Origin of the sequence: Winogradskya consettensis, from assembly GCF_018332715.1 — a bacterium.
In the GTDB taxonomy this organism is placed as follows: domain Bacteria; phylum Actinomycetota; class Actinomycetes; order Mycobacteriales; family Micromonosporaceae; genus Actinoplanes; species Actinoplanes consettensis.
Genome location: NZ_BOQP01000053.1, coordinates 44377 through 70300, shown reverse-complemented (window position 1 = coordinate 70300; position 25924 = coordinate 44377). Strand labels below are relative to the sequence as shown.

At 68.8% G+C, this 25924-nt stretch carries 25 protein-coding genes and 1 pseudogene; 9 read left to right on the top strand and 17 right to left on the bottom strand.

What is annotated here, in order from left to right; translation table 11 throughout:
- Positions 1-5: 5 nt before the first annotated feature.
- Complete coding sequence (locus Aco04nite_RS42865) at positions 6-1634, bottom strand: sodium/solute symporter (RefSeq protein ID WP_213002921.1); 1629 nt, start codon at positions 1632-1634, stop codon at positions 6-8.
- Positions 1631-2017, bottom strand: coding sequence for a DUF485 domain-containing protein (locus tag Aco04nite_RS42860; RefSeq protein WP_213002920.1), 387 nt, complete (start codon positions 2015-2017; stop codon positions 1631-1633). Before Aco04nite_RS42860 ends, Aco04nite_RS42865 begins: the two co-directional genes overlap by 4 nt.
- Positions 2018-2068: 51 nt before the next feature.
- Between Aco04nite_RS42860 and Aco04nite_RS50315 the strand changes: the two are divergent.
- Positions 2069-2251: pseudogene (locus Aco04nite_RS50315) on the top strand (IS982 family transposase); the annotation flags it as partial.
- A gap of 665 nt (positions 2252-2916) precedes the next feature.
- Here the strand turns inward: Aco04nite_RS50315 and Aco04nite_RS42855 are convergent.
- The 5 genes from Aco04nite_RS42855 to Aco04nite_RS42835 form a co-directional block, all read right to left on the bottom strand.
- Positions 2917-4446 (bottom strand): DUF4153 domain-containing protein, encoded by a 1530-nt coding sequence (locus tag Aco04nite_RS42855; RefSeq protein ID WP_244876705.1) that lies wholly within the window; start codon positions 4444-4446, stop codon positions 2917-2919.
- A gap of 78 nt (positions 4447-4524) precedes the next feature.
- On the bottom strand, positions 4525-5586 hold the full coding sequence (locus Aco04nite_RS42850; protein WP_213002942.1) for a sensor histidine kinase: 1062 nt from the start codon (positions 5584-5586) through the stop codon (positions 4525-4527).
- The gene (locus Aco04nite_RS42845) at positions 5586-6266 is read right to left on the bottom strand and encodes a response regulator transcription factor (protein WP_213002918.1); all 681 of its coding nucleotides are present in this window, start codon (positions 6264-6266) and stop codon (positions 5586-5588) included. The genes Aco04nite_RS42850 and Aco04nite_RS42845 overlap by 1 nt, the downstream gene beginning before the upstream one ends.
- A 204-nt stretch (positions 6267-6470) precedes the next feature.
- Positions 6471-7214 (bottom strand): LytR/AlgR family response regulator transcription factor, encoded by a 744-nt coding sequence (locus tag Aco04nite_RS42840; RefSeq protein ID WP_213002917.1) that lies wholly within the window; start codon positions 7212-7214, stop codon positions 6471-6473.
- Complete coding sequence (locus Aco04nite_RS42835; protein ID WP_438874994.1) at positions 7211-8458, bottom strand: sensor histidine kinase; 1248 nt, start codon at positions 8456-8458, stop codon at positions 7211-7213. Before Aco04nite_RS42835 ends, Aco04nite_RS42840 begins: the two co-directional genes overlap by 4 nt.
- A gap of 41 nt (positions 8459-8499) precedes the next feature.
- Here Aco04nite_RS42835 and Aco04nite_RS42830 point away from each other — a divergent pair, with 41 nt between their 5' ends.
- The gene (locus Aco04nite_RS42830) at positions 8500-8931 is read left to right on the top strand and encodes a hypothetical protein (RefSeq protein ID WP_213002915.1); all 432 of its coding nucleotides are present in this window, start codon (positions 8500-8502) and stop codon (positions 8929-8931) included.
- A gap of 7 nt (positions 8932-8938) precedes the next feature.
- Here Aco04nite_RS42830 and Aco04nite_RS42825 read toward each other — a convergent pair whose 3' ends face one another.
- Positions 8939-10435 carry a sugar transferase gene (locus Aco04nite_RS42825; RefSeq protein WP_213002914.1) on the bottom strand — a complete coding sequence of 499 codons (1497 nt, stop codon included), beginning with the start codon at positions 10433-10435 and terminating at the stop codon, positions 8939-8941.
- 283 nt (positions 10436-10718) lie between these two features.
- Positions 10719-11579: an Fpg/Nei family DNA glycosylase gene (locus Aco04nite_RS42820; protein ID WP_213002913.1), complete on the bottom strand. Its 861-nt coding sequence runs from the start codon at positions 11577-11579 to the stop codon at positions 10719-10721.
- 25 nt (positions 11580-11604) lie between these two features.
- On the opposite strand from Aco04nite_RS42820, the gene Aco04nite_RS42815 reads away from it, so the two are divergent.
- The gene (locus Aco04nite_RS42815) at positions 11605-12795 is read left to right on the top strand and encodes a glycosyltransferase family 4 protein (RefSeq protein WP_213002912.1); all 1191 of its coding nucleotides are present in this window, start codon (positions 11605-11607) and stop codon (positions 12793-12795) included.
- 30 nt (positions 12796-12825) lie between these two features.
- Complete coding sequence (locus Aco04nite_RS49845) at positions 12826-14331, top strand: arylsulfotransferase family protein (RefSeq protein WP_213002911.1); 1506 nt, start codon at positions 12826-12828, stop codon at positions 14329-14331.
- On the opposite strand, the gene Aco04nite_RS42805 is transcribed toward Aco04nite_RS49845, so the two are convergent.
- A complete protein-coding gene (locus Aco04nite_RS42805) occupies positions 14308-16122 on the bottom strand; it encodes a hypothetical protein (RefSeq protein WP_213002910.1) in 1815 nt (604 codons plus the stop codon). The two genes, Aco04nite_RS49845 and Aco04nite_RS42805, sit on opposite strands and share 24 nt — an antisense overlap.
- A 108-nt stretch (positions 16123-16230) precedes the next feature.
- On the opposite strand from Aco04nite_RS42805, the gene Aco04nite_RS42800 reads away from it, so the two are divergent.
- Entirely contained in the window at positions 16231-16902 is a 672-nt protein-coding gene (locus Aco04nite_RS42800; protein ID WP_213002909.1) for a SanA/YdcF family protein, read from the top strand.
- Here the strand turns inward: Aco04nite_RS42800 and soxR are convergent.
- Positions 16883-17326 carry a redox-sensitive transcriptional activator SoxR gene (soxR, locus tag Aco04nite_RS42795; protein ID WP_239158893.1) on the bottom strand — a complete coding sequence of 148 codons (444 nt, stop codon included), beginning with the start codon at positions 17324-17326 and terminating at the stop codon, positions 16883-16885. The two genes, Aco04nite_RS42800 and soxR, sit on opposite strands and share 20 nt — an antisense overlap.
- A 50-nt stretch (positions 17327-17376) precedes the next feature.
- On the opposite strand from soxR, the gene Aco04nite_RS42790 reads away from it, so the two are divergent.
- Together Aco04nite_RS42790 and Aco04nite_RS42785 are read left to right on the top strand one after the other, a co-directional pair.
- Positions 17377-18021 carry a thiamine pyrophosphate-binding protein gene (locus Aco04nite_RS42790; RefSeq protein ID WP_213002908.1) on the top strand — a complete coding sequence of 215 codons (645 nt, stop codon included), beginning with the start codon at positions 17377-17379 and terminating at the stop codon, positions 18019-18021.
- A 2-nt stretch (positions 18022-18023) separates the two neighbouring features.
- On the top strand, positions 18024-18899 hold the full coding sequence (locus Aco04nite_RS42785; protein ID WP_213002907.1) for a transketolase family protein: 876 nt from the start codon (positions 18024-18026) through the stop codon (positions 18897-18899).
- On the opposite strand, the gene Aco04nite_RS42780 is transcribed toward Aco04nite_RS42785, so the two are convergent.
- Together Aco04nite_RS42780 and Aco04nite_RS42775 are read right to left on the bottom strand one after the other, a co-directional pair.
- On the bottom strand, positions 18885-19328 hold the full coding sequence (locus tag Aco04nite_RS42780; RefSeq protein ID WP_203837391.1) for a hypothetical protein: 444 nt from the start codon (positions 19326-19328) through the stop codon (positions 18885-18887). The two genes, Aco04nite_RS42785 and Aco04nite_RS42780, sit on opposite strands and share 15 nt — an antisense overlap.
- 58 nt (positions 19329-19386) lie before the next feature.
- Entirely contained in the window at positions 19387-20508 is a 1122-nt protein-coding gene (locus tag Aco04nite_RS42775) for an acetyl-CoA C-acyltransferase (protein WP_213002906.1), read from the bottom strand.
- Between the two features lie 37 nt (positions 20509-20545).
- On the opposite strand from Aco04nite_RS42775, the gene Aco04nite_RS42770 reads away from it, so the two are divergent.
- Complete coding sequence (locus Aco04nite_RS42770) at positions 20546-20983, top strand: PH domain-containing protein (RefSeq protein ID WP_213002905.1); 438 nt, start codon at positions 20546-20548, stop codon at positions 20981-20983.
- Here the strand turns inward: Aco04nite_RS42770 and Aco04nite_RS42765 are convergent.
- Positions 20961-21860, bottom strand: a complete 900-nt coding sequence (locus Aco04nite_RS42765) for a rhomboid family intramembrane serine protease (protein WP_213002904.1) — start codon at positions 21858-21860, stop codon at positions 20961-20963. The two genes, Aco04nite_RS42770 and Aco04nite_RS42765, sit on opposite strands and share 23 nt — an antisense overlap.
- A 31-nt stretch (positions 21861-21891) precedes the next feature.
- Complete coding sequence (locus Aco04nite_RS42760; RefSeq protein ID WP_203837395.1) at positions 21892-22416, bottom strand: peptidylprolyl isomerase; 525 nt, start codon at positions 22414-22416, stop codon at positions 21892-21894.
- Between the two features lie 173 nt (positions 22417-22589).
- Between Aco04nite_RS42760 and Aco04nite_RS42755 the strand changes: the two genes are divergently transcribed.
- Positions 22590-23189: a hypothetical protein gene (locus Aco04nite_RS42755; RefSeq protein WP_244876704.1), complete on the top strand. Its 600-nt coding sequence runs from the start codon at positions 22590-22592 to the stop codon at positions 23187-23189.
- Positions 23190-23238: 49 nt separating this feature from the next.
- Here the strand turns inward: Aco04nite_RS42755 and eccB are convergent, their stop codons facing one another.
- Entirely contained in the window at positions 23239-24702 is a 1464-nt protein-coding gene (gene eccB, locus Aco04nite_RS42750) for a type VII secretion protein EccB (RefSeq protein WP_213002902.1), read from the bottom strand.
- A gap of 66 nt (positions 24703-24768) precedes the next feature.
- The gene (locus tag Aco04nite_RS42745; RefSeq protein ID WP_213002901.1) at positions 24769-25917 is read right to left on the bottom strand and encodes a magnesium and cobalt transport protein CorA; all 1149 of its coding nucleotides are present in this window, start codon (positions 25915-25917) and stop codon (positions 24769-24771) included.
- Positions 25918-25924 lie beyond the last annotated feature (7 nt).

The following is a 25924-nucleotide window of genomic DNA, read 5'->3' as shown; positions in this document are numbered from 1 at the left end:
GATATTTAACCTGGCAACCGCAGCGATTCCGGGGCATGCAACCGGAGCATCGTCGCGCCGATATCCGCGGGAATCCTGCGCTTGGTCAGCAGCGACCCGACCACCATCACCACGAATGCGAGCGGCACCGTCCACGCGGCAGGCTGCTCCACCAACTGGGCGAACCACCCGTGCAACGGCGGCCCCATAACCGTGACCAGCACTGCCGCCATCGCCGCGCCGCCCCCCGCGACAATTCCGGCCGCCGCTCCCACATCGGTCAGCCCCCGCCACCAGATCCCGAGCACCAGCAACGGGCAGAAACTCGACGCCGCCACCGCGAACGCGAGCCCCACCACGCGCGACACGTCCATGTTCGCCACGTACAACGACAGCGTCATCGGCACGATCGCGGCCAGCACGGTGGCGAGGCGGAAATCGCGGACCGTTTTCTGCGTCGAGTGCAGAACGTCCGTGAAGACCACCCCGGCAACGCTGGTGAGCAGCCCTGACGAGGTCGAGAGGAACGCCGCGAGCGCCCCGGCGGTCACCAGCGCACCGAGCAATTGCCCGAGATGCCCACTCCCGAGCGCGGCTTCCGGCAGCAGCAACACCACCGCATCGGTCTGCCCGGTCATCAGCAGCTGCGGCGTATAGACCCGCCCGAGCACGCCGTAAAGGGTCGGCAGCAGATAGAAAGCGCCCACCATGGCAAGTACAACAAGCGTCGTGCGGCGCGCGGAAGCCCCGTCCGGGTTCGTATAGAACCGGACCAGCACGTGCGGCAGCCCCATGGTCCCGAGAAACGTCGCCAGAATCAGCGAATACGTGGAGAACAGGCTGGCATTCCCACCCGGTAACAGCCAGCCCAGCCCATCATTGCGGTCCACAGAACTCACCTGCGGCACCCGATCCCCCGCCGCGAAAGTCAGCTCGTCCCCCTGGTGGACGGTTCTGTTGTCATCGAGGACCGCATCCTGCTGAATCACCACGGTGGTCGCGGAAGAGAACGCGGGGCCGGCAGGCGGGGTGACAGCCGGTCGCCCATCCGCCTGCCAGTGCAACAACAAGAAGACGACGGGTACGGCCAGAGCTGTCAACTTGAGCCAATACTGAAACGCCTGCACAAAAGTGATGGCCCGCATCCCGCCCAGCGCCACATTCGCCGTGACGACGAGACCGACGAGCAGCGCCCCCCACTCGTACCGCCCCCCGGTCACCGTGGTGAAGGTCAGGCCCGCCCCCTGCAACTGCGGCACGAGGTAGAGGCAGCCGATGAAAACCACAAAAACCGTGGCCAGCCGGCGCAGAAACCCGGACCGCAGCCGCACCTCACAGAAGTCGGGCAGCGTGAACGCCCCCGACCGTCGCAACGGCGCGGCCACAAAGAGCAGCAGAGCGAGATACCCCGCCGCGAACCCGACCGGATACCACAACACGTCCACGCCGTACCGCAGAACCAGCCCGGCCACCCCGAGAAACGAAGCCGCCGAAAGATACTCACCACTGATCGCCGCCGCATTCCAAGCCGGACTCACCGACCGCGAAGCCACCAGAAAATCCGACGTCGTCCGCGCGAACCGAAGCCCGTAAACCCCGATCCCCACGGTAATGAGCACCACGGCAACCAGCCCCGGCACCACGTACGGATTCACGCCTCGGGCCCGCGAATCACAGCGGTGAAATCCTGCTCGTTCCGCTCAGCCCACCGCACATAGGCCCACCCCACCAGCACGAGAAAGGGAAAGGCCAAGAACCCCAGCAGAATCCACGGCAAATTAACCCCCGCAACCTCCACCCGCCCCACAGCCGGCGCCACCGCGAACAACAACGGCAACGCCCCCAACCCCGCCACCACCACAAGACTCAACCGGACCGCCAGCGCCAACTGAGCCCGAACCAACCCCTTGACCAGCGCCTCACCAATATCGGTCTGCTCAGCAAGCTCCACCCGAGCACTATCCGCAACCGGCCGCCGCCCAGCAGCCTCCCCCAACACCACCCGGGTCCGAACCACCCGCCCCGACACATCACCCATGACCGGCAGTCTCGCCACCCACCCCCCAAAGTCAAGCCCCGAAGTCCCGGAAACTCACCCCCGGTCGAGAGCAGCCGCTCCCGGCCGACGCTGAAACGCTCGGAGTTGGCCGAGAACGGCGCCTCGCACTCACGGTTCCTCAGGAGTCTGCACCTGATCTGCACACCATCAGGTCTGCCGATCGCCTGGTCGCGGCCGACCGCAAAGACCGACGAACGCCAGGTCCTGATCGCCGCGAATCGGCAGTGTGCTCACGTCGGTCCCCCATCGGGGCGAGCGACACAACAGCTCCGGCCCGGTGGGTTCGTCCTCCCGCTGAACCGCATCCGCGATGTACCGGAGCCAATTCTCCGGTCCACCGAACCGCGCATGGAGTGCCTCGCGGGCCTACGCAGGGCGGTAGGAAACGGGTCGCATGCCGTCCCCCATGAGGACAGGCCGGCGCCAGTCAGCGACACTGCCGCGATTTGCACCGATCCAGCCGTCGTCGTTCGGTGAAGATCGGTGTCGGCGAGTTAGGTCATGACCTGAGCCCAGGTCCGATCGACCAGCGCGGCCCGCGCCATGTTGGCTTGGCGTGCAACGTCATTCGTTAGATCGACGCGGATGAAGTTGCTGGACACTGTCCCGATGCGTCAGGGCAGCTCACCAAGCCGTTGATCCCGGGCCAGGCAAGCTGCACGACGACAAGGGCTACGACTGTCCAATCTGCCGGTGTCTGCCGGCCCGGCGCGGTATCAAGTCCTGGATCGCCAGTAAGAGCGCCGAATCCTCCACGCGCCTCGGCAGGCACCGCCACGTCAACGAACGGTGCCTGCAGTGGGTCACCCGGGTTCCGGCGCCGGGCCCGCCGCTACGAAACCAGGAGTTCCCACTTCTCCGCAGCCGGGACAGCGCGGTCAGCGGTTGTAGAAGTCCGGGCACGGGGTGGTGGACCAGTTCGCCGGGTTTTCTGCGAGGAGGGTGCGGGCCTTCTGGCGGGCGAGGTTGAAGGTTCGCCAGTCGTCGGGGTTGTTCTGGAGGTCCTGGGCGATCGGGGTCAGGGCGCAGTCCCGGTCGGTGGGGGAGAGCCGGTTGAGGGCCGGGACGGCGTCGGGGGAGAGGGTGGAGAGGTAGTAGGTGTCGATGCGGTGGGTCTGTTCGTAGCGGGTGATGTTGCGGTCGGCGATGAGGTTGTCGGGGTTGGCGATGGCCAGGCCGAGGAGGGCGAGGACGCCGGCGGCGACGATGGCGTTGGGTAGCCAGGGGGCTTTGAGGCGGATGCCGGCGCCGAGGATGAGGAGGTAGACCACGCCGAGCCAGGCTTCGCAGAGGGGAACCAGCAGGCGCAGGCGGGTGAGGCCGTAGGTGTCCGCGTAGAGGTTCATGCGGTGCAGGGCGGAGCCGACGATGACGAGGCTGAGCAGGGCCAGGGCGCCGAGGATGACGCGGATCAGGATGCGGTCGGTGGGGGTGTCGCGGGGGGCCCAGCGGACTGCGGCTGCCAGGACGAGCAGGGTGAGGCCGGTGACGACGAGGAGTTGCCAGAAGCCACCGCGCGCGTAGTCGGCATAGGTGAGGTTGTCGGTTTCGAGGACGTGCTGGGAGTTTCCGAAGAGGACGGTCAGCTGGACGCCGACGAACATCGTGAAGAGCAGGACGAGCAGGGTCAGCGGGATCGCCCATTCGAGGCGGGCCACTCGGCGGGGGCCGGTGCTGTCCAGGCCGGTGAGGTCGGGGGGCGCGGCGCGCAGGTAGGCGGCGCCGCCCAGGATGAGGGCCGCCACGACGAAGAGGAAGATCCAGAGGAAGACCGTGCCCGCGTCGAGGTCGGGGATAGCGGCTTCGACGATGCCGGCGAAGGCCGCGTCGGCTGAGGCGAAGAGCGCGCCGAAGACCAGCACCAGGAGCACGGAGACGCCGATGGTGGCGGCGAGGCGGAGCTGGGTGCCGTTGCGCCGGGAGGCTTTCATGCCGTTGCGCAACCAGGGCACCGCGCGGAACCCGGCGAAGGGCGCCATGAACGCGGCGGTGGCCATGCCGCGGGCCGAGCGTCCACCGGCCACGGCCAGGGCGCCGGTCAGCAGCGCGGTGGCGAGGCAGAGCAGGAAGAGCCAGCCGGCGGAGCGGAACGTGCCCACCGCGAGCAGCGCCATGGTCGCAGCCGACCAGCCGAAACGCGCCTTGCCGAGACTGGGTGGGCGCCATGCGACGAGCGGGGACGGGCCCTCGGGGGAGATCCTGTCAGGCACCGCGCGGGCGATGATCAGCGCGATGACGCCGGCGATCGCGGTGATGAACCAGCCGATGCCCGCCTCGTTGAGCGGGATGCTGAGCGCCGCGACCGCGGCGGCAGCGAGGACCGCCCAAGTGGCAGCAGGGGACGCAGGCCGGCGTGGACCCTGCCAACGCCGACCCCAAAGTGAGAGGTCGGGCCAGGGGCCGTGCAAGGGGGCGACCGGCGAGAGGGGGGTCGAAAGTGGAGTCGGCCGGGAAAGCGGCGGTTGCGGAGCGGTAATGGGCATGGCTCATCTCCCCGTACGGTCAGGCGCTTCGAGGGGCAGGGTCACGTGGATGTGGCAGCCGGTGGCGAGGGCCGGTTCGACGACGGCGATCGTGCCGTGGTGCAGCTGGACCACCCAGTGCGCGATGGCGAGGCCGAGGCCGGTGCCGCCGTCGCGGGCCCGTTCGCCACGGGTGAAGCGTTCGAAGACCCGTTCGCGTTCGGCGGGCGGGATGCCGTCGCCCTCGTCGATGACGGCGATGAGCACGTGGTCGTCGTGGCGTTCGGCCCGGACGCGGACGGTGCCGCCGGGCGGGCTGTGCCGGGCCGCGTTGTTGAGGAGGTTGGCGAAGACCTGGCAGAGCCGCTCGCGGTCGGCGGTCAGGCGGATCTCGGGGGCGACCACCTCGAAGCGCACGTCGTGCCCGGCTCCCTCGGCCGTCACCTTGGCCTCGCTGACCGCGTCCTCGAGGAACCCGCGCACGTCGATCGCGGTCCTGGTCAGCGGGACGACGCCGGCGTCCAGGCGGGAGAGGTCGAGAAGCTCGGCGACGAGCCGCCCCAGGCGCTCGGTCTGTGCCAGCGCGACCCGCATCGTCTCGGGCTCGGCCTGCGAGACACCGTCGACGATGTTTTCGAGCACACCACGAAGGGCTGTGATGGGCGTACGCAACTCGTGCGACACGTTCGCGATCAGCTCGCGCCGCTGCCGGTCGGCGGCGGCCAGGTCGGCAGCCATCTGGTTGAACGCCTGGGCCAGCTCGCCGACCTCGTCCTTGGAGGTCGCGCGCACGCGGCGGGTGTAGTCGCCGCGGGCCATGGCCTTGGCGGCGATCGTCATCTCCCGCAGCGGCACGGTCGCCCCGTGCGCCATGACCTGCAGCGTCACCAGCCCGAGCGCGACCGCGACGGCGAACCACATCACGTCGATGCGGACCCAGTCGAGGCTCCACCAGAAGATGAGCAGACCGACCCCGCCGGCGAACCCGAGCGCGCCGGAGAGTTTCGCCTTGATCGAACGGACCGGGTCGAGCGGCCGCGGCAGCCAGCCGAACATCGGCGTGGCGACCCGGCGCACGAGCGCCATCATCGGGCGACCTCGAGGGCGTACCCCACGCCGTGGACCGTGCGGATCAGGTCGGCGCCGAGCTTGCGGCGCAGGCCCTTGATGTGGCTGTCGACCGTCCGCGTCCCGGACGCATCGGCCCACCCCCAGATCTCGGCGAGCAGCCGCTCCCGGGGCAGCACCGCGCGGGGATGCGCGGCCAGATGCGCGAGCAGGTCGAACTCGGTCGGCGTGAGGTGTGCCTCGACCCCGGCCCGCTGGACCCGCCGCTCGGTGAGGTTGATCTCCAGGTCGCCGAAGCGCAGCGGCGGCGGCCCTGCCGGTGCTGCGTTGCGGGTGACCCGGCGCAGCAACGCGTGCACCCGGGCGGTCAGCTCGCGCATCGAGAACGGCTTGGTCAGGTAGTCGTCGGCACCGACCGCGAGCCCGACGAGCAGGTCGGTCTCGTCGTCGCGGGCGGTCAGCATCAGGACCGGCACGGGACGCTCGGCCTGGACCCGGCGGCAGACCTCGAGCCCGTCGAAGCCGGGGAGCATCACGTCGAGAACGATCACGTCGGGCTGGATCCGCCGGGCCGCCTCGACCGCGCCGGGGCCGTCGACGGCCACCTCGACCACGAAGCCCTCGGCCCGCAGCCGGGCCACGACCGCGTCGGCGATCGCCCGCTCGTCCTCGACCACCAGCACCTTGTGCGCGTTCATCCCAACCCCCCAGCCTTGCCCGGCAGCATGCCGGGCTGCGGCAAGGCCGGTGTGCCCCCGTGGCGCGCCGACCCTGCTGCGGGGAGCAGCTTATTGAGTCGGCGTGCAGGAGGTGGGGCTGAGTTGTGGATAACTTGTGAAGATCGGCAGCCTGTGGATAACTCTGGGGACAACGCAATGTTTCTGTGGATAACGCTCCGTAAGTCAGCGACTCCAGTCGTTCTTCACGGCTCGGATCAGCTTGTCCTTGAGCTCCCGCGTATGCCGCCGGCTGACCGGCAACTCCGTGCCGTCGATGCTCACGACATACCCCGATTGAGTGAGGCGCAGCTCCCTGACCAGGCGTAACTGCACAAGATAGGACCTGTGGATACGTACGAAGCCCGCGTCGGCCCAGCGTTCGGCGAGAGTCGCCAGCGAGACGCGTACGAGATGGGAGGCATCGGAGGTGTGCAGCCGCGCATAATCACCCTGCGCTTCCACCCACCGAACCGATGATCGCGGCAGTAGCTTGGTGGTCCCGGCCAGCTCGACCGGAATGCTCGGCTCGTCCTCCCGGGCGACCTGCGCAGGAACCGCGGGCAGCTGCAGCCCCGCCACCCGGCGCAACGACTCGCCCAACCGCTCGGCTCGCACCGGCTTGCGCACATAATCGGTGACGCCCAGGTCGAAGGCGTCCACCGCTCCGTCGTCGTAGGCGGTGACGAACACGATCGCGGGAGGGCGCGCGAACCGGCGAAGGACCCGGGCGAGCTCCATGCCGTCGAGCCCGGGCATGCGGATGTCGAGGAAGACGGCGTCGACCTCGGTGTCACGCAGCACGCGCAGGGCTTCGGTGGCGTCTCCCGCCCGATGGACGTACGCCACCCGCTTGTCGGCGTTGAGAAGATACGCCAACTCGTCGAGGGCGGGCGGCTCGTCGTCCACAGCCAGCACTACCAGACTCACGCTCGGACTCCCGGGTGGAATTTGGGCACGCGCATGCTCACTTTCGTCCCCGCTCCGGGCGCTGTCTCCACAACCAGGCCGAAGCGTTCACCGAAGACCGTGCGCAGCCGCTCGTCCACGTTGGAGAGCCCGACATGGCGTCCGGCCTCGTCGTCGCGGCCGTTCGCAGCCTCCGCGATCCCCTCGGCCAGCGCCGCCGGGTCCATGCCTACTCCGTCGTCCTCGACCGTGATGTGGCATTCGGCACCCGCGTCCCGGGCCTCGATGCTCACCATACCGACGCCCGGCTTGGGGGACAGCCCGTGACGCACGGCGTTCTCCACGAGCGGCTGCAGACACAGGAACGGCAGGCCGACGGGGAGGACCTCGGGTGCGATCTGCAGGCGTACCTGCAGGCGGTCGCCGAACCGGGCCCGCTCGATGGTGAGATAGCGGTCGATGGAGCGAAGCTCCTCGGCCAGGGTGGTGAAGTCGCCGTGCGCGCGGAACGAGTAGCGGGTGAACTCAGCGAATTCCAGGATCAACTCCCGGGCCCGCTCCGGATCGGTACGCACGAACGAGGCGATCGCCGTCAGCGCGTTGTAGATGAAATGCGGGCTGATCTGGGCCCGCAGGGCGCGAACCTCGGCCCGGGCCAGCCGCTCGCGGGAGGAGTCCAGCTCGGCGAGCGCGAGCTGCGACCCGGCCCAGCGCGCGGTCTCCATGGTGGCCTGCACGAGTCCGGGCGCCGGATGATCGTCGGCGACCGCGACGAGGGCCCCGAGCGCCTGCCCGTCGGCACCGGTCAGCGGCGCGATCACGGCTCCCCGCACGATGCAGTCGACCCGGTCGCAGGGCAGGTCCCCGGCGCCCAGGACGATCGAGCGGTTGGTCGTGACGGCCCGGCGCGTCGCCACCACGAACTGGTCGCTGTGATGGCTGCCACGCCCGTCGAAGGCCAGGCAGCGGTCGGCGTCCGCCACGGAGAGACCGGGGGCGCCCACGAGCCGGCGCAGGTGACGTGCGGACTTTGCGGCCGAGGCGGCAGTCAATCCGGTACGCAACGGCTCCGCGGCGAGCGATGCGGAATGCAGCACGTCGTACGTCGCCCGCTGCCCCGCCGTGGCCACCCCGCGCCGGGCCCGCAGCCGGAGCACCGCGACGACGGCGCCGGCCAGCGCGGCGAGCACGGCAACAACCGCGAGCACACTTCCGACTTGTCCGGCCACGCAGAGATCCTGACTGGTGACGCGCCGAAACACCATGCCCGCCCGATTTTGTCGGACCCCGGTGGGAGCATCTCGGCATGCCCATCACCGATTACTTCACCGCCGCTGATGACCGGTCCGCGCTGGCCGGGCTCGCCGAGGGGCCGATCGCGGCCGGTATGCCGACGCTCGAGTCGAAGAACCTCGACCCGGTGGTCAATCTCGGCACGCTCGAATCCCTGCTCACCGGGATGTCCTACGACGAGGTGATCGAGGGTCCGCGACAGGGTGATCTGATCAGCGACCCGGAGGCGAGCCCCGAGTCACACATCGTCGCGGTCACCGACCGGTTGCGTGATGCCCTGGTCGCGGCGGACGACGCGCGTCTGGTGGAGACAGCTGCGCGCTGGTCGCGTACCGAGGAATTGGAAGGCACCGACCCCGACGGCCTGGCCGGCTTTCTCAGAGATCTCGCCGCACTGGCCCGAGAAGGCGGTGAGAGTCATCTCTACTGCTGGTGGGCCTTGTGAAAAGGCTCTAGTAGGCGCCCTTGCGCTTGAGGACGACCCAGATCGTGCGCCAGAGGATGCCCAGGTCGTAGGTGAGCGACCAGTTGTCGACGTAGTAGAGGTCGAGCCGCACCGACTCGTCCCAGGAGAGGTCCGAGCGGCCGGAGACCTGCCAGAGGCCGGTGATGCCGGGGCGCACGAGCAGCCGGCGCCGCACGTCACCCAGGTAGTCGCCGTCGTCGGCGGGCAGCGGGCGCGGGCCGACCAGGGACATCTCGCCCTTGAGCACGTTGATCAGCTGTGGGAGCTCGTCCAGGGACGTGCCCCGCAGCTTGTTGCCGAACTTGAAGATGCGGGGGTCGTCCTTCATCTTGAAGAGCATGCCGTCGGAGTCGTTGAGCTCCTCCAGGCTGGCCTTGCGCTCCTCGGCGTCGACATACATGGTCCGGAATTTCCACACCCGGAACGTGCGGCCCTCGTGGCCGACGCGGGGCTGGCGGAAGAAGACCGGGCCGGGGTCGGAGAGCCGGATGCCGATGGCGATCACGGCCAGCACCGGGCTCAGCGCGACCAGGCCGAAGAACGCGACGACCCGGTCGATCAGGTTCTTGGTGAGCCAGCCGGGGCCGGAGAGGGTCGGCTCCTCGACGTGCAGCAGCGGCAGGCCCTCGATCGGGCGGATGTGCACGCGCGGGCCGGCGATGTCGGTGAGCTGCGGCGCGACCACCAGGTCGACACCGGTGCCCTCGAGCTGCCAGGCCAGGCGGCGCAGCTCACCGGGTTCCGAGCTGGCCGAGCCGCAGACCGCGATCGTGTCGGCGCCGACCTCGCGGACCAGGCCGAGGACGTCGCGGCTCGCGTAGACGGGGACGGGGGTTTCGATGCCCCGGGCCGCGGCGTATCCGTCGGTGATGTGGATGGCGACCGGGATGAGACCGGCGGCCGGGCTGCGGGTGACAGCGGTGTAGACCTCGAGCGCCTCGGGCAGCGTGCCGACCAGAACCATCCGGTGCGCGCCGTGACCGGTCTTCTTACGGGCGACGTGCAGGACCTGGCGTGCCGAATACCGGCCGAAGAGGATGAAGACCAGAGCGGTGATCGAGACGTAGGCGATCGTGACCCGGGAGAGCTCGGTCTTGGTGCCGAACGCCAGCAGCGACACCACGGCCACGAGCGTCACGAACGCGCGGACGACCCGTTTGAACTCTTCGCTGCCCAGGCCCAGGTAACGGCGGTCGTAGGTGCCGTTGCCCCAGAGAATGATCAGCCACCCGAGCGGTACGCCGACGAAGGCGACCAGATAGAAGATCTTCTCGCTGTTCTGGAAACCCGAGTTGGACTTCTCGATCAGCGACACGGCGAGCCAGCTCGCGAACACCGTGGAGATGAGGTCGAGAATGATCAGGACCAGCGTGTAGGGGCGGTGCCAGGTGGACACGCGCTTGTGCGAGCGGGTCCACGCCGAACGCGGAACCCCGTTGCTCGGGGGTGGCTCCTGCTGCCACTCGAAGCTGTCGTACGGCATGCCGCTCCGGCTGTTGCTGGTACTGGACGCCGGACGATGGAGGCTTGTGGTCACCTCGCCTGTGTCCTCCCGCATCACGTACCGCCCACACCGAGAACATTACGCACTGCCACGACCCCCGGGTCTCCGGCGGGCCGCCGGCCCCTCGCGCGTCGCGGACGAAGTCGTGGGACCGGGCCACTATACCGATGGAACGACTTAGAAGAAGGTGACGTTGTGGTCGCATTCGGCCGAGCTTGGCGAATGTGTACGCAGCGTGATCGTCGCGGCGCGCTCGGATCACTCAGCGGATCAGTTTGGACAGGCGCCGGTCGGCCAGTGGCTTCCCGCCGGTCTGACAGGTCGGGCAGTACTGCAGGCTCTTGTCAGCGAACGACACCTCACGCACCGTATCGCCGCATACCGGACACGGCAGCCCCGTGCGGGCATGCACCCGCATCCCGGCCCGCTTCTCGCCCTTGAGCTCCGCGGCCTTCTGCCCGACCGACCGGGTCACGGCGTCCGTCTCGACCGACCGGGTCGCCTCGTAGAGCGTGGTGATCTGCTCGTCGGTGAGTTTCCCCGTGAGCGCGAACGGCGACATCCTGGCCACGTGCAGGATCTCATCGGAGTACGCGTTGCCGATGCCGGCCAGCACCTCCTGGTCGACGAGCACGCCCTTGATCTGGCCTTTACGACTCCGGATCCGCTCGGCGAACTCGTCGCGGCTGACCGCGAGCGCGTCCGGGCCGAGGCGTGCCACGCCGGGCACCTCCGCGGGGTCACGCACCAGATAGGCCGCCAGCGACTTCTGCGTGCCGGCCTCGGTCAGATCAAAACCGGACCCGTCATCGAGGCGTACGCGCACCGCGATCGGCCCGCTGCCCGGCTTCAACGGTGCCGGCGACTTGAACGCGTCGCGGTAATGCAGCCAACCGGCCCGCGCGAGATGCACGACGAGGTGCAGGTCGTCCCCGAGCATCACGTCGAGGAACTTCCCGTGCCGGCCGGCATTGGTGATCTTGAGACCCGCCACCGCGCTCGGCGCCGGGTCATACGTCTTCAGCGCGCTGAACGAGGACACCTCGAAGCGCTCCACGGTATGGCCGACAGCACGCTCCCGCAGGTACGCGGCGAGCGCCTCGACCTCGGGCAACTCAGGCACGCCCTCAACGGTAGCGTTTGTCGCCGTGAAGGTCGTCGTTGCGCACAATCGGTACCGGGAAGCGATCCCCTCCGGGGAGAACGTCATCGTCGACACCGAGATCGCCCAGCTCACCGCCGCGGGTGTCGAGGTGCTGCCGTTCCAGCGCGCCTCCGACTCGATCGGTGACCTGCCGCTCACGGAGAAGGCGCTGCTGCCGCTCTCCCCCATCTATGGCCGGTCCGCCCAGCGCGATCTCGGCGAGCTGCTGTCCCGCGAACGTCCGGATGTGTTTCACCTGCACAATCCGTACCCACTGTTGTCGCCCTGGGTTGTGAAAACGGCCCATAAGCACGGCGTGCCGGTCGTGCAGACCGTCCACAACTACCGCCAGGTCTGCTCCTCGGGGCTGTACTTCCGCGACGGTCACAACTGCTTCGACTGCCGGGGAAAGGCGCTCGGCTGGCCGGCGATCCAGCACAAGTGCTACCGCGGCTCGACGGCCCAGAGCGCGCTGATGGCGACCACCCTCGCCGTGCACCGGCCGACCTGGAAATCCGTGGACCGCTACATCGCCCTTACCGACCGGATCGCCGCGCACCTGACGGAATACGGCATCCCGGACGACCGGATCGTGGTCAAACCCAACGGCCTGCCGGACCCGGGTGAGCCTGCCCCGCTCGGAACAGGATTTCTGTACGCCGCCCGCCTGTCCCCGGAGAAGGGTCTCGACCTCCTTCTCAACGCCTGGCGCCGCCACCCGGACTCCTCGATCGGCCACCTGCGCATCGCCGGCGACGGCGAACTGCGCCCCCTCGCCGAGCAGGCCGCCGCCGAGCGCGCCGACGTCACGTACCTGGGCGCCCTGGACCGAGCCGGCATGACCGCCGCCCGCACCGCCGCCGCCGTGGTCGTAGCCGTCCCCACCTGGAACGACGTCCTCCCCACGGTGATCCTCGAAGCGATGTCGGCGGGCCGGCCCGTCCTCGGCACCGATGTCGGCGGCATCCCCTATCTCCTGGGCCTGGACTCACCCGCCACGGCCGCAGGCTGGGCCGTGCCCCCGGACGCCGCCGCCCTCGCCGCCGCCCTCCCGATTGCCGCCGCCGAAGCAGCCCGGTACGCCCCAGCCGCCCGCGACCGCTACCTGCGCGCCTTCCACCCCGACGTGCTCACCGCCCGCCTGATCGACATTTACACCGGCCTCCAAGCAAATTCCCACCCGGCACCCAGGTAGGCCCCTCATCGGCTGGGCAAGCTCGGTGGCATGACCTCACGCCGCAACGTCCTGCTGGGAGCCGGGGGCGCGGTCGTGCTGACTGTTGCCGGCGGTGGCGCGGGCTATGCCATCGCCAACACCGACGGCGCGAAGACCGGCACCACCGCACCGCAGGCCGCGCCGCCGAAATACCGCTCGCGTCCCGACCTGAGCGCGTTGCCCGACGTCACGATCACCACGCCCGCGACCGGCACGACGCCGGGCTGCATCTTCCTGAGCCCGGCGTCGGGAACGAGCCTGTGGGGCCCGCTGATGGTCGACGAGAAGGGCTCGCCGGTCTGGTTCCGCAAGGTGCCCGACCCGGCCACGGTCGCCATTGACTTCAAGACCCAGCAATATCTGAACAAGCCCGTGTTGACCTGGTGGGAGGGGACCATCGGCGGCACCGGCGGCCAGGGAGTGGGGCAGGGCGAGTTCGTGATCGCCGACAGCTCCTACCGGGAGATCACCCGGGTCCGGGCCTTCGGCAGCGAACAGGCCGACCAGCACGACTTCGTGATCACGCCGGCGGGCACGGCGCTCTTCTGGGTCTACAACCCGATCCCGTACGACCTGACGTCGCTGGGCGGTCCGGCCGACGGCGTGCTGCACGACGGTGTCATCCAGGAGATCGACATCAGAACCGGCAAACGGCTCTTCGAATGGCACGCGAGCGAGCACGTGGGCCTCGACGAGTCGTACGCACCGCTGCCGACAGGCGACTCGGCACACCTCCCGTACGACTACTTCCACGCGAACTCGGTCGGCCTCGACACGGACGGCAACATCATCATCTCGTCGCGGCACACGTGGACGGCGTACAAGATCAATCGCACCTCCGGCGACGTGATCTGGCGTATCGGCGGCAAGAAGTCGAGTTTCGCCGTCGACGAGCGAGCAGCTTTCGCCTGGCAGCACGACTTCCGCCGCCGCCGCGACGGCACCTACAGCGTCTTCGACAACGGCGCCGGCGTCACCACGGTGCACGAACAGTCTCGCGGCCTGGTCTTCAAGGTCGACGAACAGGCCAGGACGGTCACGTTCGCCCAGGAATTCCTGCACCCCCAGAAGCTGCTGGCACCCACCCAGGGCAGCTTCCGCGAGCTCCCCGACGGCGGCTCCTTCATCGGCTGGGGCCAGATGCCCTGGTTCACGGAGTACGCCCCCGACGGCACGGTCCGCCTCGACGGCCACATCCCCCTGAACAACCAGTCCTACCGGGCCTACAAAGCGGAGTGGACCGGCACCCCGCTGGACCAACCAGCCCTGGGCGTCCGCACGGAATCCGGCAACGTCCTCGTCAACGCCAGCTGGAACGGCGCCACCGCCGTCTCCCGCTGGCGAGCCCGCGGCGGCACCCAGCCCGGCGCCCTCAACCAGTCCGTCGAAACCCCCCGAACCGGCTTCGAAACCGAACTCACCCTCCCCGGCACCCCCGAATACGTCGCCGTCGACGCCCTCGACGCCACCGGCAAGGTCCTGGGCACCTCCTCAGCCGTGCCCGTTCGCGTCTGACCACCCCCGCAACGCCCGCAGAAGCTGCTCGTCGCGGCGAATGTCATCGGCACCGACCACCGTCGGATCCGCGTTGTGCCGGCGGCGCGCAGCCACCTCGACCTCCACCAACGGCCGAGCCGACGCCGCGCCCGTCCCCATCAACGCCCAGGTCTCGGCTACATACGGCCGGGCGCGCCGGTTCACCTGCCACGTCCGCTCGAGCACATCCAGGCCGCTCGCATCCCCGGCCACGAGCCACAACGCGCGGGCCGCACCAAGGTCATCCCACCGCGCCAGCAGACCCCGAAGCTTCTCAGCGCTGCCGGCGGCGTGTTCGCCCAGCTCACCCAGGCCTTCGGTGGCACGCCCCTGCCACACCGGATCGCCGAGATAGCGGTCATAAACGGCTTCGGTTTCGGCAGGGTCACCACCGAGCGCATGCGCCGCCCCGGCGGCGGCCATCGCTGTCGCCGGATCGGCCGAGGTCAGCGCACCCCGGACCATGGGCAGCGCTTCGGCAGCCGGCGATCCGATCGAGGCGAGCACCCGCAACGTGTCCTCCCGCATCGGCTCCACCAGGATCAACGGAATTGCCGCAGCCGGATCGATCCGGGCCAGCCCGTGCAGCAACTCACGCCTGTTCTTCCCGCGCAGCTCATCGAGCCGCCCGAGGACCACGGGAGCCAGATGCCGGGCCCGCTCCCCGAACGGACCCAGGAACTGCCCGACATCGCGCGCCAACTCGTCGTTGCGCAAAACCCACTCCAGCATTGCCAGCGCACGCTCATCGCCGGTGCCGGCAAGACAGGCGAGCGCCACCCCGACGGCAGGCTCCCCGGACGTCCACCGCCTGATCCAGACCACGCTCTCCTCAGCGTCGGGACTTTCCGCCACGCGCCGATCAGTGCCGATCAAAGCGACATGTACGCCGTCAGCAGCCGGACCAGCCCCCTCACCCAACCGCCGCAGCAGCCCCAGAGCCCGATTCCGAAGAAGCGGCCGCCCGTCGCTGAGCTGATCCCCGACCAGTCCGATCAGCTCGTCGTAGGACCCACGCCAACGCTGCACCAGATCGGCCGCCGGCCCCATGGCATCGAGTCGAGCCCTCGGCTCAGCCTCCCGCAGCAACCCGGTGAGCAACGTGACGCGCTCCGCGACCCGGTCCTCGAGCGCTTCGCTGACTGTGCGGACCACCGTCTCGAACTCCGCAGTCGCATCGCCGCGGTATCCCCCAACGAGCAGATCGCGAGCCAGGCGCACATCAACGGCGGGGGCCATCCCCGCCAACGCTGCCATCCGGACCCGCGGCTCGTCGTCCTCGAGGACGTCGGAGAGCCACTCCTGGGCGGTATCGGCGCCAACGCCGTGACGAGCCAGGCGCGCCACCGCCGCGACCAGGCTCGCCCGCACAAACGCCTCGGGCTCATCGGGGAACCGCCCCCGCAGCACAGCCGGCTCCGCGATGAGCGTGGCGGACTCCGCCCGTACCCAAGGATCGGGATCTGTCAGAAGGGCCGGCCACAACGGAAGCGCGCCCATGGCCGCATCGTGGGCACCGATGGAAGCGACCAGCGCAACCACCTCAGCCCTGCCAGGCCGCCCGACGTCACCGGCGATGCGCAGGAGGAAGGGGATCGCAGCACGGGTGCACGGGTAGACGTCACCCTGATGATGAACGGCGCCGTACATGCCGTCGAGCGCGGCGGCACGCACCGCCGGATCGCCATCCGCCAGCCCACGCAACAGCCCCGGCACGGCAGCCGCCGACCCGTACGCGTGGCGCATCCGCCCCCAGCGAACGTCATCCAACCCGGCAAAAATGTTCACAGGCAGGATGATGCTCCACCCCTGCGACACTTTCCGGAGCCCGACATTGTGGACAGCCATCGCTAGGGTGCACGTTTTGGGGAGGTCGGGTTGCGGCGTTGGGTGAGTTGGCGGCGGCTGGGTGTGGCGGCTGCGGTGGGCGTGGTGCTGGTGAGTGCGCCCTGGTTGTGGACGACGCTCGCTGCTCAGGGGCACCTTTACGACGAGGCTGACGCTCCGGTCGCTGACGTTGTCATCGTGCTGGGGACGCAGGTGGCGACGGATCGGCGTACGCCCGAGGCGAGGCTTGCCGGACGGCTGCAGACCGCGGCAGCCCTGGTGAAGGCCGGCAAGGCGCGCGTGATCCTGGTTTCCGGGGACGGCGGCGGCGATTCGGGCGACGAGCCCGCCGCGATGACGTCCTACCTCACCGACCAGCTCGGCATCGACAAGCAGCGCGTCGTCGCCGACCCGAGCGGCCTGGACACCTACGACAGTTGCGCGCGGGCGAAGGACGTCTACGGCCTGTCCAAGGCGCTGATCGTCACGCAGTCCTACCACCTGTCCCGCGCGGTGACCCTCTGCCGCCAGATCGGCCTCGACATCGACGGCGTCAACGCGAGGTGTGACGGCTGCGGCAAGGCCCTGCTCGCCGAGAAGTCCGTGCGCGACTACTTCGCCAGCGGCAAGGCGGCCTGGGATGCCATCCGGAGCCGACCGCCCGCGGTGACGACGAGCCCGAAGCCCGAAGTGCAGGAAGCCCTCACTCGCGTGGCGGGTTGAGGATCATCTGGGGGCCCTCGCCGCGGGAGGCGAGCTCGTCGTGGGGGTTTATCAAGCTGCACCGCTGCAGTGACAGGCAGCCGCACCCGATGCAGCCGGTGAGCTGATCCCGGAGCCGTTCCATCATCGTGATCCGCTCCTCCAGCTTGCGCTGCCACCGGGCCGACAGCCGTGCCCAGTCCGTCTTGGTGGGCGTCCTGTTCTCGGGGAGGGCGGCGAGCGCCGAACGGATTTCCTCCAAGGACACCCCGACCTGCTGGGCGATCCGGATGAACGCGATTCTCCGCAGCTCGTGCCGTTCGTAACGGCGCTGGTTGCCGCTGGTGCGGGTGGAGGTGATCAGGCCTTCCTTCTCGTAGAAGCGCAGCGCGGACTGGGCTACGCCGCTTCGGGCGGCCATGTCGCTGATCGTCAGGAGTTCCACCGCAGAAAAGTCCTTGAGTTGAAGTGAACTTTAACTTGCAGGGTCAGCGTATGACGATTGACGCCTTGAAGCGAGCAGACGCCAAGCACGCGCCCAGTGCGTACTCGACGCTTGATGTTCTGTGGGTGCTCTATGACCGCGTTCTGCGGGTGAGCCCGGAGACCGTTGACGATCCGGACCGGGATCGGTTCTTCCTGTCGAAGGGCCATGGGCCGCTGGCCTACTACTCGGTGCTCGCCGCCAAGGGATTCTTTCCCGAGGAATGGCTCGACGATGTCGGGAGCGCGACCAGCAGGCTCGGGCATCATCCCGACCGGGTGCTGGTGCCGGGTGTCGAGGTGGGCACCGGGTCGCTCGGGCACGGGCTCGGGCTGGCCGTCGGGACCGCGCTCGGATTGCGGGCGCAGGGATACGTGCAGACCAGGACGTTTGTGCTGCTGGGCGATGCGGAGCTGGACGAGGGATCCAACCATGAGGCCATCGCGTACGCCGCCGCGGTCGAACTGGACCTCACCGCGATCGTGATCGACAACCGGTCCGCGACGCACGGGTGGCCCGGTGGGATCGCCGCACGGTTCATCGGGTGGCGGGTATCGCATGTGGATGGGCGGGACCGGGACCAGATCGAGGCGGCGCTGACGCTGAAAGGCGGCCCCCGCGTGGTGATCGCCGCGGTCGAGAAGAAGGAGAGCTGATCATGCGGGATACCTTCGTCGCCACGACCACCGCGATTCTGGAGGAGGATCCCCGGACCGCGCTCGTGCTCGCTGACATCTCGGCCGATGCTTTCGCTCCCGCAATGCGCAGGCATCCCGATCGGGTGCTCAATGTCGGGATTCGGGAACAGTTGATGGCCGGGGTGGCGGGCGGGCTCGCGCTGACCGGGTTACGACCTTTCCTCCATTCGTACGCCCCCTTCGTCATCGATCGCGCGTACGAGCAGATCAAGCTGGACCTAGGGCACCAGAACGCCGGGGCGGTGATCGTGAGCATCGGGGGGTCTTACGACGCCTCCGCCGAGGGCTACACGCACCAGTCGCCCGGTGACGTCGCATTGCTGGACACTCTTGAGGAGTGGACCGTGCACGTTCCCGGGCATCCGGATGAGGTGCCGGGAATGCTGTGGGCCGCCGCCCGGCATGACGAACGTGTCTACATCCGGCTCTCGTCGCAGCAGAACGCGGCGGCCTATCCCGGCACTGATCTCAAGGTCGTCCGTCGGGGTCCACAGAATGGTGCCGTGGTGCTGGCGGTGGGGCCGATGCTCGATCCCGTGCTGCGGGCGGGACTGGATGTGACCGTTGCCTACACGAATACGCCACGACCGTTGGACGTGAATCGTCTGCGGGAGCTGGTTACCGACGAGATCGTGATGGTGGAGCCGTATCTCGCGGGGACTTCCAGCCGGGTGGTGTCGGCGGCGCTTTCTCGCGTACCCCATCGGGAATTGCATCTCGGGGTGAGCCGGGCCGAGCATCGTGGTTATGGGTCGCCGGCTGACCATGCTCAATGGCATGGCCTTGACCCGGCGGGGCTGCGCGCCTCGATCGAAGCTTTCTTACGAAAGGACTAGGCCACCACGGCGCTCGCGGAAGACCTGCTTGAGCAATGCGTCGAAATGCCAGACGCGGTCCGGTTCGCTGACCCGCAGCCGGAATCGTTCGCGGACCCCGTCCACCGCGGTGGCGGCCACGTCGACCGTGGATTCGCGCAGGTCCGGGCTCCAGGTGACGTCGCTGAGGTGGCGCAGGTTCGCGTTGAGGTGCAGTCGCAGGCGGTGCAGGATCCGGGTTTCCTGGGTGATGACGAGCCGGCGTCTGGTGAGCACCATCAGGAATTCGCCGGACATCGGGCGGTCGGTGCTGACGCAACGGGTGACCAGTACGGTCGCGTCATCCGAATCCACGCAGCGGCGAAAGATCGGCATGTGCCGGCTCAAGGTCGGAATGGGAACTCCGGCTTCGGCGGCGGCGGGAAGGAACGTACGGGAGAACACGTCCATGTGGCGTCTAACGGTGACGTCCGTGGTAAGGCTCGGCCGTGTCGAGATGAATATCGAATTACAGAAGCTCGACGATCGTGGCGTTGGCCATTCCGCCGCCTTCGCACATGGTCTGCAACCCGTAACGGATCCCGGTCTGTCGCATATGGTGCAGCATCGTCGTCATGATGCGTGCGCCTGAGGCACCGAGCGGGTGACCGAGCGCGATGGCGCCGCCCCGGGGATTGAGCCGGGCGGGGTCGGCACCGGTCTCGGCGAGCCACGCGAGGGGGACCGGCGCGAACGCCTCGTTCACCTCGTAGACGCCGATGTCGTCGATGCTGAGCCCGGCGCGCGCCAGCACCTTCGCGGTGGCCGGGATCGGTGCGGTCAGCATGATCACCGGGTCGTCGCCGGCCACCACCGCGGTGTGCACCCGCGCCAAGGGCCGCAGTCCGTGCGCCGACGCCCACTCCGACGTCGTGACGGCCAGCGCGGCGGCACCGTCGGAGATCTGCGACGCCGAACCCGCCGTGACGACGCCGTCCGCCTTGAACGGGGTCTTCAGTCCGGCCAGCTTCTCGATCGTGGTGTCGCGCCGGATGCCCTCGTCGCGGATGACCCCGACAATCTCGGCATCGAAATCCCCGGCGTCCTGAGCCTTGGCGGCTGCGGCGTGACTGCTCAGCGCGTACTCATCGAGTTGAGCCCTTGTGAGACCCCACCGCGCGGCGATCATCTCGGCGCCGACGCCCTGGTTGAAGGCGGCGTTGCCGTAACGCTCCCGGATCTTTGATCCGTAAGGGTCCTGGCCCACGGCGCTCGAACCCATCGGCACCCGGCTCATCGACTCGACGCCGCCGGCGACCACCAGGTCGGCCTGGCCGGACACGACCGTCGCGGCCGCCACGTGCAGTGCCTGCTGGCTCGATCCGCACTGCCGGTCCATGGTCGAGGCGGGCACCGACTCGGGCCAGCCGGCCGCGAGGACCGCGTTGCGCCCGATGTTCCACGACTGCTCACCCACCTGCGAGACGCAGCCCCACATCACGTCTTCGACGTCGGCAGGATCAAAACCGGTGCGTTCGCTCAGGGCCGTGAGCACTTCCGCAGAGAGATCCACCGGGTGTACGCCCGACAGCCCGCCGTTACGCCTTCCGACCGCGGTCCGCACCGCGCCGACGATCACCGCATCTCGCATACTTGCGACTGTATGCCGGGCTGCCATAGTGGTGGGCATGTCGCCTTTGTTATGGCGGGTGAAGCCCGTGCTGCCCGTGACGAAACTGCTCGGCGCGGTGGCGCTCGTGGTCCTGGTGGTGGCCTTCGGTGGCAACGATCCGGTCCAGTGGGTGCTGGCCCTGGCCGTCGCGGCGGGTCTCACCGGCTGGGCGCTGCGGGACCTGATCAGGCCGGTCCGGCTCGCCGCGGACCTGACGGGGATCACCGTGGTCACCGGGTACGCAGCCCGCCGCCAGCTGCCGTGGTCACAGATCGAGCAGATACGCGTGGACACCCGGGCCCGCCGTGGCATCCGCAGCAATCTCCTCGAGATCGACGCGGGCGACAGCCTGCACCTGCTCAGCGTGCACGAGCTGGGCACCGAGCCGGACGAGGTGGCCGAGGCCCTCGCCGAGCTTCGGGAAGCCGCCACTACGGCAGAGACATCGTCCTGACCACCGCGAGCACGACGAGCACCAGGAAGATCGCGCCGAGCCCGAGACCCTGGACGAGGTTGCGTTTGTCCCGCGGCGCATAGGCGATCGCGATCGCGGCCAGGAAGCCGGTGGCCAGCCCGCCGAGGTGGCCGGGGATCGAGATGTTGCTGACCGTCAACGTGAAGATGACATTGATCACGATCACCGGCAGGATCGGGGCGATGCTCAGGTTGAGCCGTTTGAGCAGCACCAGCATGGCCGCCATCAGGCCGAAGACCGCAGTCGACGCACCGGCGGTCGGCGTGTTGGGACCGGTGAAGAGATAGGCCGCCACGTTGCCGCCAAAGCCGGCCAGCAGGTAGAGGCCGGTGAAGCGCAGCGGGCCGAGTGTGCCCTCGATGTCCCGGCCGAGGATCCACAGCGCGTACATGTTCAGCAGTAGGTGGATGACGCCGTAGTGCAGGAACATCGCGGTGAACAGCCGCCACCACTCGCCGTTGCCGGAGATGCCCATCTCGCCGACCGTGGTGTAGCTCACGACCGAGCCCCAGTCGGTGAGCGGGGTGCTGCCGCCGAGCAGGCCACCGAGCCCACCGCCCGCGACCGCGTTGGCGCTGCCGGAGGAGAGGATCGAGATGACCATGACCAGCACGTTGACGCCGATCAGTGATTTGGTGGCGATCCCGGCGCGACCGGCCAGGCTGCCACCGAACGCGGTGCGGGCCGTCCGCTGAGTGCGCCGCCCCTGGGCGACGCACTCAGGGCACTGATGGCCGACCGAAGCCTCGTTCATGCAATCCGGGCAGATGGGCCGCTCGCAGCGGGTGCACCGGATGTAAGTCTCCTTGGACGGATGCCGATAGCAGACGGGCGCCGTCACCGGGGACTCACTCATGTCTCAAGGCTACCCGGAGGGTGAAAATCCCTTACGCGCGCTCGATCTCGACGCGCTCGATGACGACGTCCTCGCGGGGCTTGTCGCCGGGGCCGGTCGGGGTGGTCGCGATGGAGTCGACAACCTTGGAGGACTGCTCGTCGGCGACCTGGCCGAAGATCGTGTGCCGGCGGTTGAGGTGCGGGGTCGGGCCGACCGTGATGAAGAACTGCGAGCCGTTGGTGCCCGGCCCGGCGTTCGCCATCGCGAGCAGGTAGGGGCGGTCGAACTGGAGCTCCGGGTGGAACTCGTCGGCGAACTGGAAGCCCGGGCCGCCGCGGCCGGTGCCGGTCGGGTCGCCCATCTGGACCATGAAGTTCGCGATGACCCGGTGGGAGATGGTCCCGTCGTAGTACGGGCCGCTGCCCTTCTGGCCGGTCCGCGGGTCGACGTAGTCCTTGGTCCCCTCCGCGAGCTCCACGAAGTTGCGCACGGTCGCCGGCGCGTGGTCCGGGAAGAGCTGCAGCCGGATCGGTCCGTGGTTGGTGTGCAGGGTGGCGTAAAGCGTCTCAGCCACGGGTACTCCTATCGGTGTCGCGGTCGCCGGTTCGCGAGATTACGACCGGCGCAGGACAGTTCTTTGCAGTTCGGATCCTCCCCCATGTGTCTGAACCGGCTACGCGGGGGTACCCAAGAGGGCAGCATGGTCGTGGGAGATACCTCAGGAGGTGGGCACTGGTGTTCGCATCGATGCGACGGAAGAACCGCAACGCCAAGATGAAGAACGAGCTCGGACAGAGCGTTGACCACTTCAGGCGCGCGGCTTCGCTCGCCGCCCAGGAGACCAGCGCAACCGTCGGGCCGAAGATCTCCGCAGCTCGTGACCGGGTTCAGCCCGCGACCGACCGCGCGGTGGGCGCTGCCTCCAGCGGTTGGGGAAGCGCTGTAGCGACGCTGGCCCCGCTGGTCGCGGCGGCGAGCGAGAACGCCAAGCAGGTGGGTAAGAAGTCGGCCGTGACCAGCAAGAAGGCGGTCAAGGCCAACAAGAAGAACGCCAAGAAGCTCGAGAAGCGGGCCAACAAGGCGATCGGCCGCAAGCAGAGTGGTACGGGCCGCAAGCTCGTGGGTCTCGCGCTGGCCGGCGCCGCGGTTGGTGCGGCCGGTGCCTACTTCGTCCGCAAGCGTCGCAACGCGCAGTGGGACGAGTACGACCCCAGTGGCCCGGTGAACCCGGCCGAGGTCGGGGCGGACGACTCGGCGTTCGAGCCGGCCGATCTCGCGGGACCGTCGGGCTTCACGACGCCGGTCGGCAAGACCGAGCCGGTCATTCCTCCGGTCAACAAGATCTGACCAGCAGCGACCAAGCGGCGGCCGACCCTTTCGAGGGCCCGGCCGCTGCTTAGTTAGTGGGCTTGTCCTCGACGGTGGTGATCGCCTGCCGGGCCCGCTCCGGATCCAGGGCGGGGCCGACCGGCAGCAGCCCGACGAGCTGGGTCGGGATGGCCGCCGGCGTGACACCGGCGTAACCGAGGCGGGACAGCAGATCGCGGCTGGCGAGTGGATAGCTGCGACCGGTGTCGGTAATCACACTGACCGTGCCGATGGTCGCCGGGGCGGTCGGGGAGGCCGTGGAGACCACGAGCGCGCCCTTGCCGCGCGGCACCTTCACCTGATCGGCCTGTACGTCGCCCTGTGTCGTCGTGGAGCCGACGACAGCAGTGCCGACCGGCACGGTGGGGCCGATACGGATGCTGACAGCCCCGTTGTTGCTGGCGTTGTACGTGGCGCAGACGCTTTCCGGGCCGTTGAGCAACACCGGCACCGAGGGCGGCACCCCATCGGCGTTGGCCTGGGTGACCAGCTGCGTCTTCGACCGGGCCTTGTTGGCCAGGCTGCCGTACAGCGTGATGTCCAGTTCCTTCTGCCCGAGGAAGTCGGGCTCGGCACGCAGCAGCCGGGCCTGCACGTCGGTGAGGTCGGCGATGCCGTCCTTGAGCACGACGCCCCACTGGTCGGGCGAGCCGTTGTCACCCTTCACGAGCAGGACCTGGCCCACCTGGTAGCCGGGGGCCACCTCGGAGTCGTCGCCGAAGCCGTCGATCGAGGGTGCGGCGAGGTCGGGGCCGAGCGGAATCGCGTTCACCCAGGCCGGGGCGACCTTGAGGGGCTCCTGGTTCCACCCGAAACGCACCCGCGTCTGCTCCAGGCGGTTGGCCGGGATCAGGAAGCGTTTGTTGCCATAGACCAGGAACGTACGGTCGGATGGGTCGCTGACCAGCAGGCCGCGCAGCTCGGCGGCCGGGGTGTCGGCGCGCGGGACCGGCAGCAGCGTGCCGTCGCTGATCGACTCGCCGAGCGACACCACGCTCTTGGGCCCGGAACCGTCGGGGATCTGCGAGCACACCGTCCAGATCGCGGGCAGCAGCCCGTCCTTGGCCGCGGGCAGCGTGTCGGGCGCGTTCGGGATGCCGAGCGGGTCGCCCAGCGGCACCTCGGCGAGGCTGTTCCGGGAGGCGCTCTTCATCGAGGGCTCCTGGGCGTTCGCGATGAGCAGCGCCGACGTGTAGTTGAGCACCGGGTGCATCTTGTCGTCGGACTTCAGATAGACGTAGCGCGCGCCGGTGTCCTTCTCGAGGAAGACAACCGAGTCGTCCCGCGGCTTCACCGAGCTGTTGCCCGTGATCAGGCCGTAGACGGCGGCGCCACCGACCGCGAGCGCCGCGACGACGACGCTGACCAGCACGGTTGCCCCGGCCCGGCGCAGCGGTGAGCGGTGCGGGTCGGGATCGTGGGAAACCAGCGCAGCCACCACCCGCTGCTGCGAGTACTGGTACGAGTGCAGCTGATCCTGCCGAGACGGCACGCGACTTCCCTCCCCGGTTCGACAACCGCCACTGTAAAGGTCAGCGGCCCCGCGTGGGGGGCAGGGTTACAGCCACCCGTTGCGACGGAAAGCACGGTAGAGCAGCACGGACACTCCGACGATGACCGTGATCACCACCGGGTAGCCGTACTGCCACTGGGTTTCCGGCATGTGCAGGAAGTTCATGCCGTAGACCCCGGCGACCGCCGTCCACCAGGCCGAGATGCCGGCCCACGCGGCGATCTTGCGCATGTCGTTGTTCTGGTCGACGGTCACCTGCGCCAGGCGCGCCTGCAGGATCGAGTTCAGGAGGTCGTCGTACGACGAGACCTGCTCGACCGTACGCGTCAGATGGTCCTGCACGTCCCGGAAGTAACGCCGGATCTCCTTGGGCACGAGCCGGCTCTGCGGCGCGGTGATCGTGGCGAGCGGGCGCTGCAGCGGCACCACCGCGCGACGGAACTCCACGATCTCGCGCTTCATCTGGTAGATCGCCTGCACCGGGCTGCCCCGGTCCCGGGAGAACGCGCCCTCCTCGATGATGTCCAGATCCGCTTCGACCTGGTCGGCCACCTCGATGTACGCGTCCACGATCCGGTCGGTCACGGCGTACGCGACGGCCCACGGACCCTGCGCGAGCAGATCACCACGGGCTTCCATGTCGGCGCGGACCGGAGCGAGCTTCGTGGCATCGCCGTGCCGCACCGTGATCACGAACTGCTCGCCGACGAAGATCATCATCTGGCCGGTCTCGACGATCTGCGAGGTCTCGGTCAGCTCGCCGTGCGGCACGTAACGGGCTGTCCGCAGCACGAGGAAGTGCACCGTGCCGAACTGCTCCAGCTTGGGCCGCTGCTCCGCCTTCACGGAGTCCTCGACGGCCAGCTCGTGCAGGCCGTACGTGCGGGCGATCGAGGACATCTCCTCCTGGGTCGGCTCGTGCAGGCCGAGCCAGACGAACGCGTTGTCGCGGCTGCACGCCTCGGCCAGCGCCTCGTCGGGGCTGAACTCGCCGGGCTCGCGCTTGCCCTCGACGTACACACCGCAGTCGACAACCGAGCTGCCCTGGAATTTCTCGCCCGAGGCCGGGGCCGGGGGCTGGCCGTCCACCGTGCCGAGGAAGCGGTTCATCGCCCGGACGGGGGCGGTCCACGCTCGTGACAAGGACCTGTTGACGCCGGCCTGCCGGCTCCGGCGCACGCTGTCTTCGCTCATGACTGCC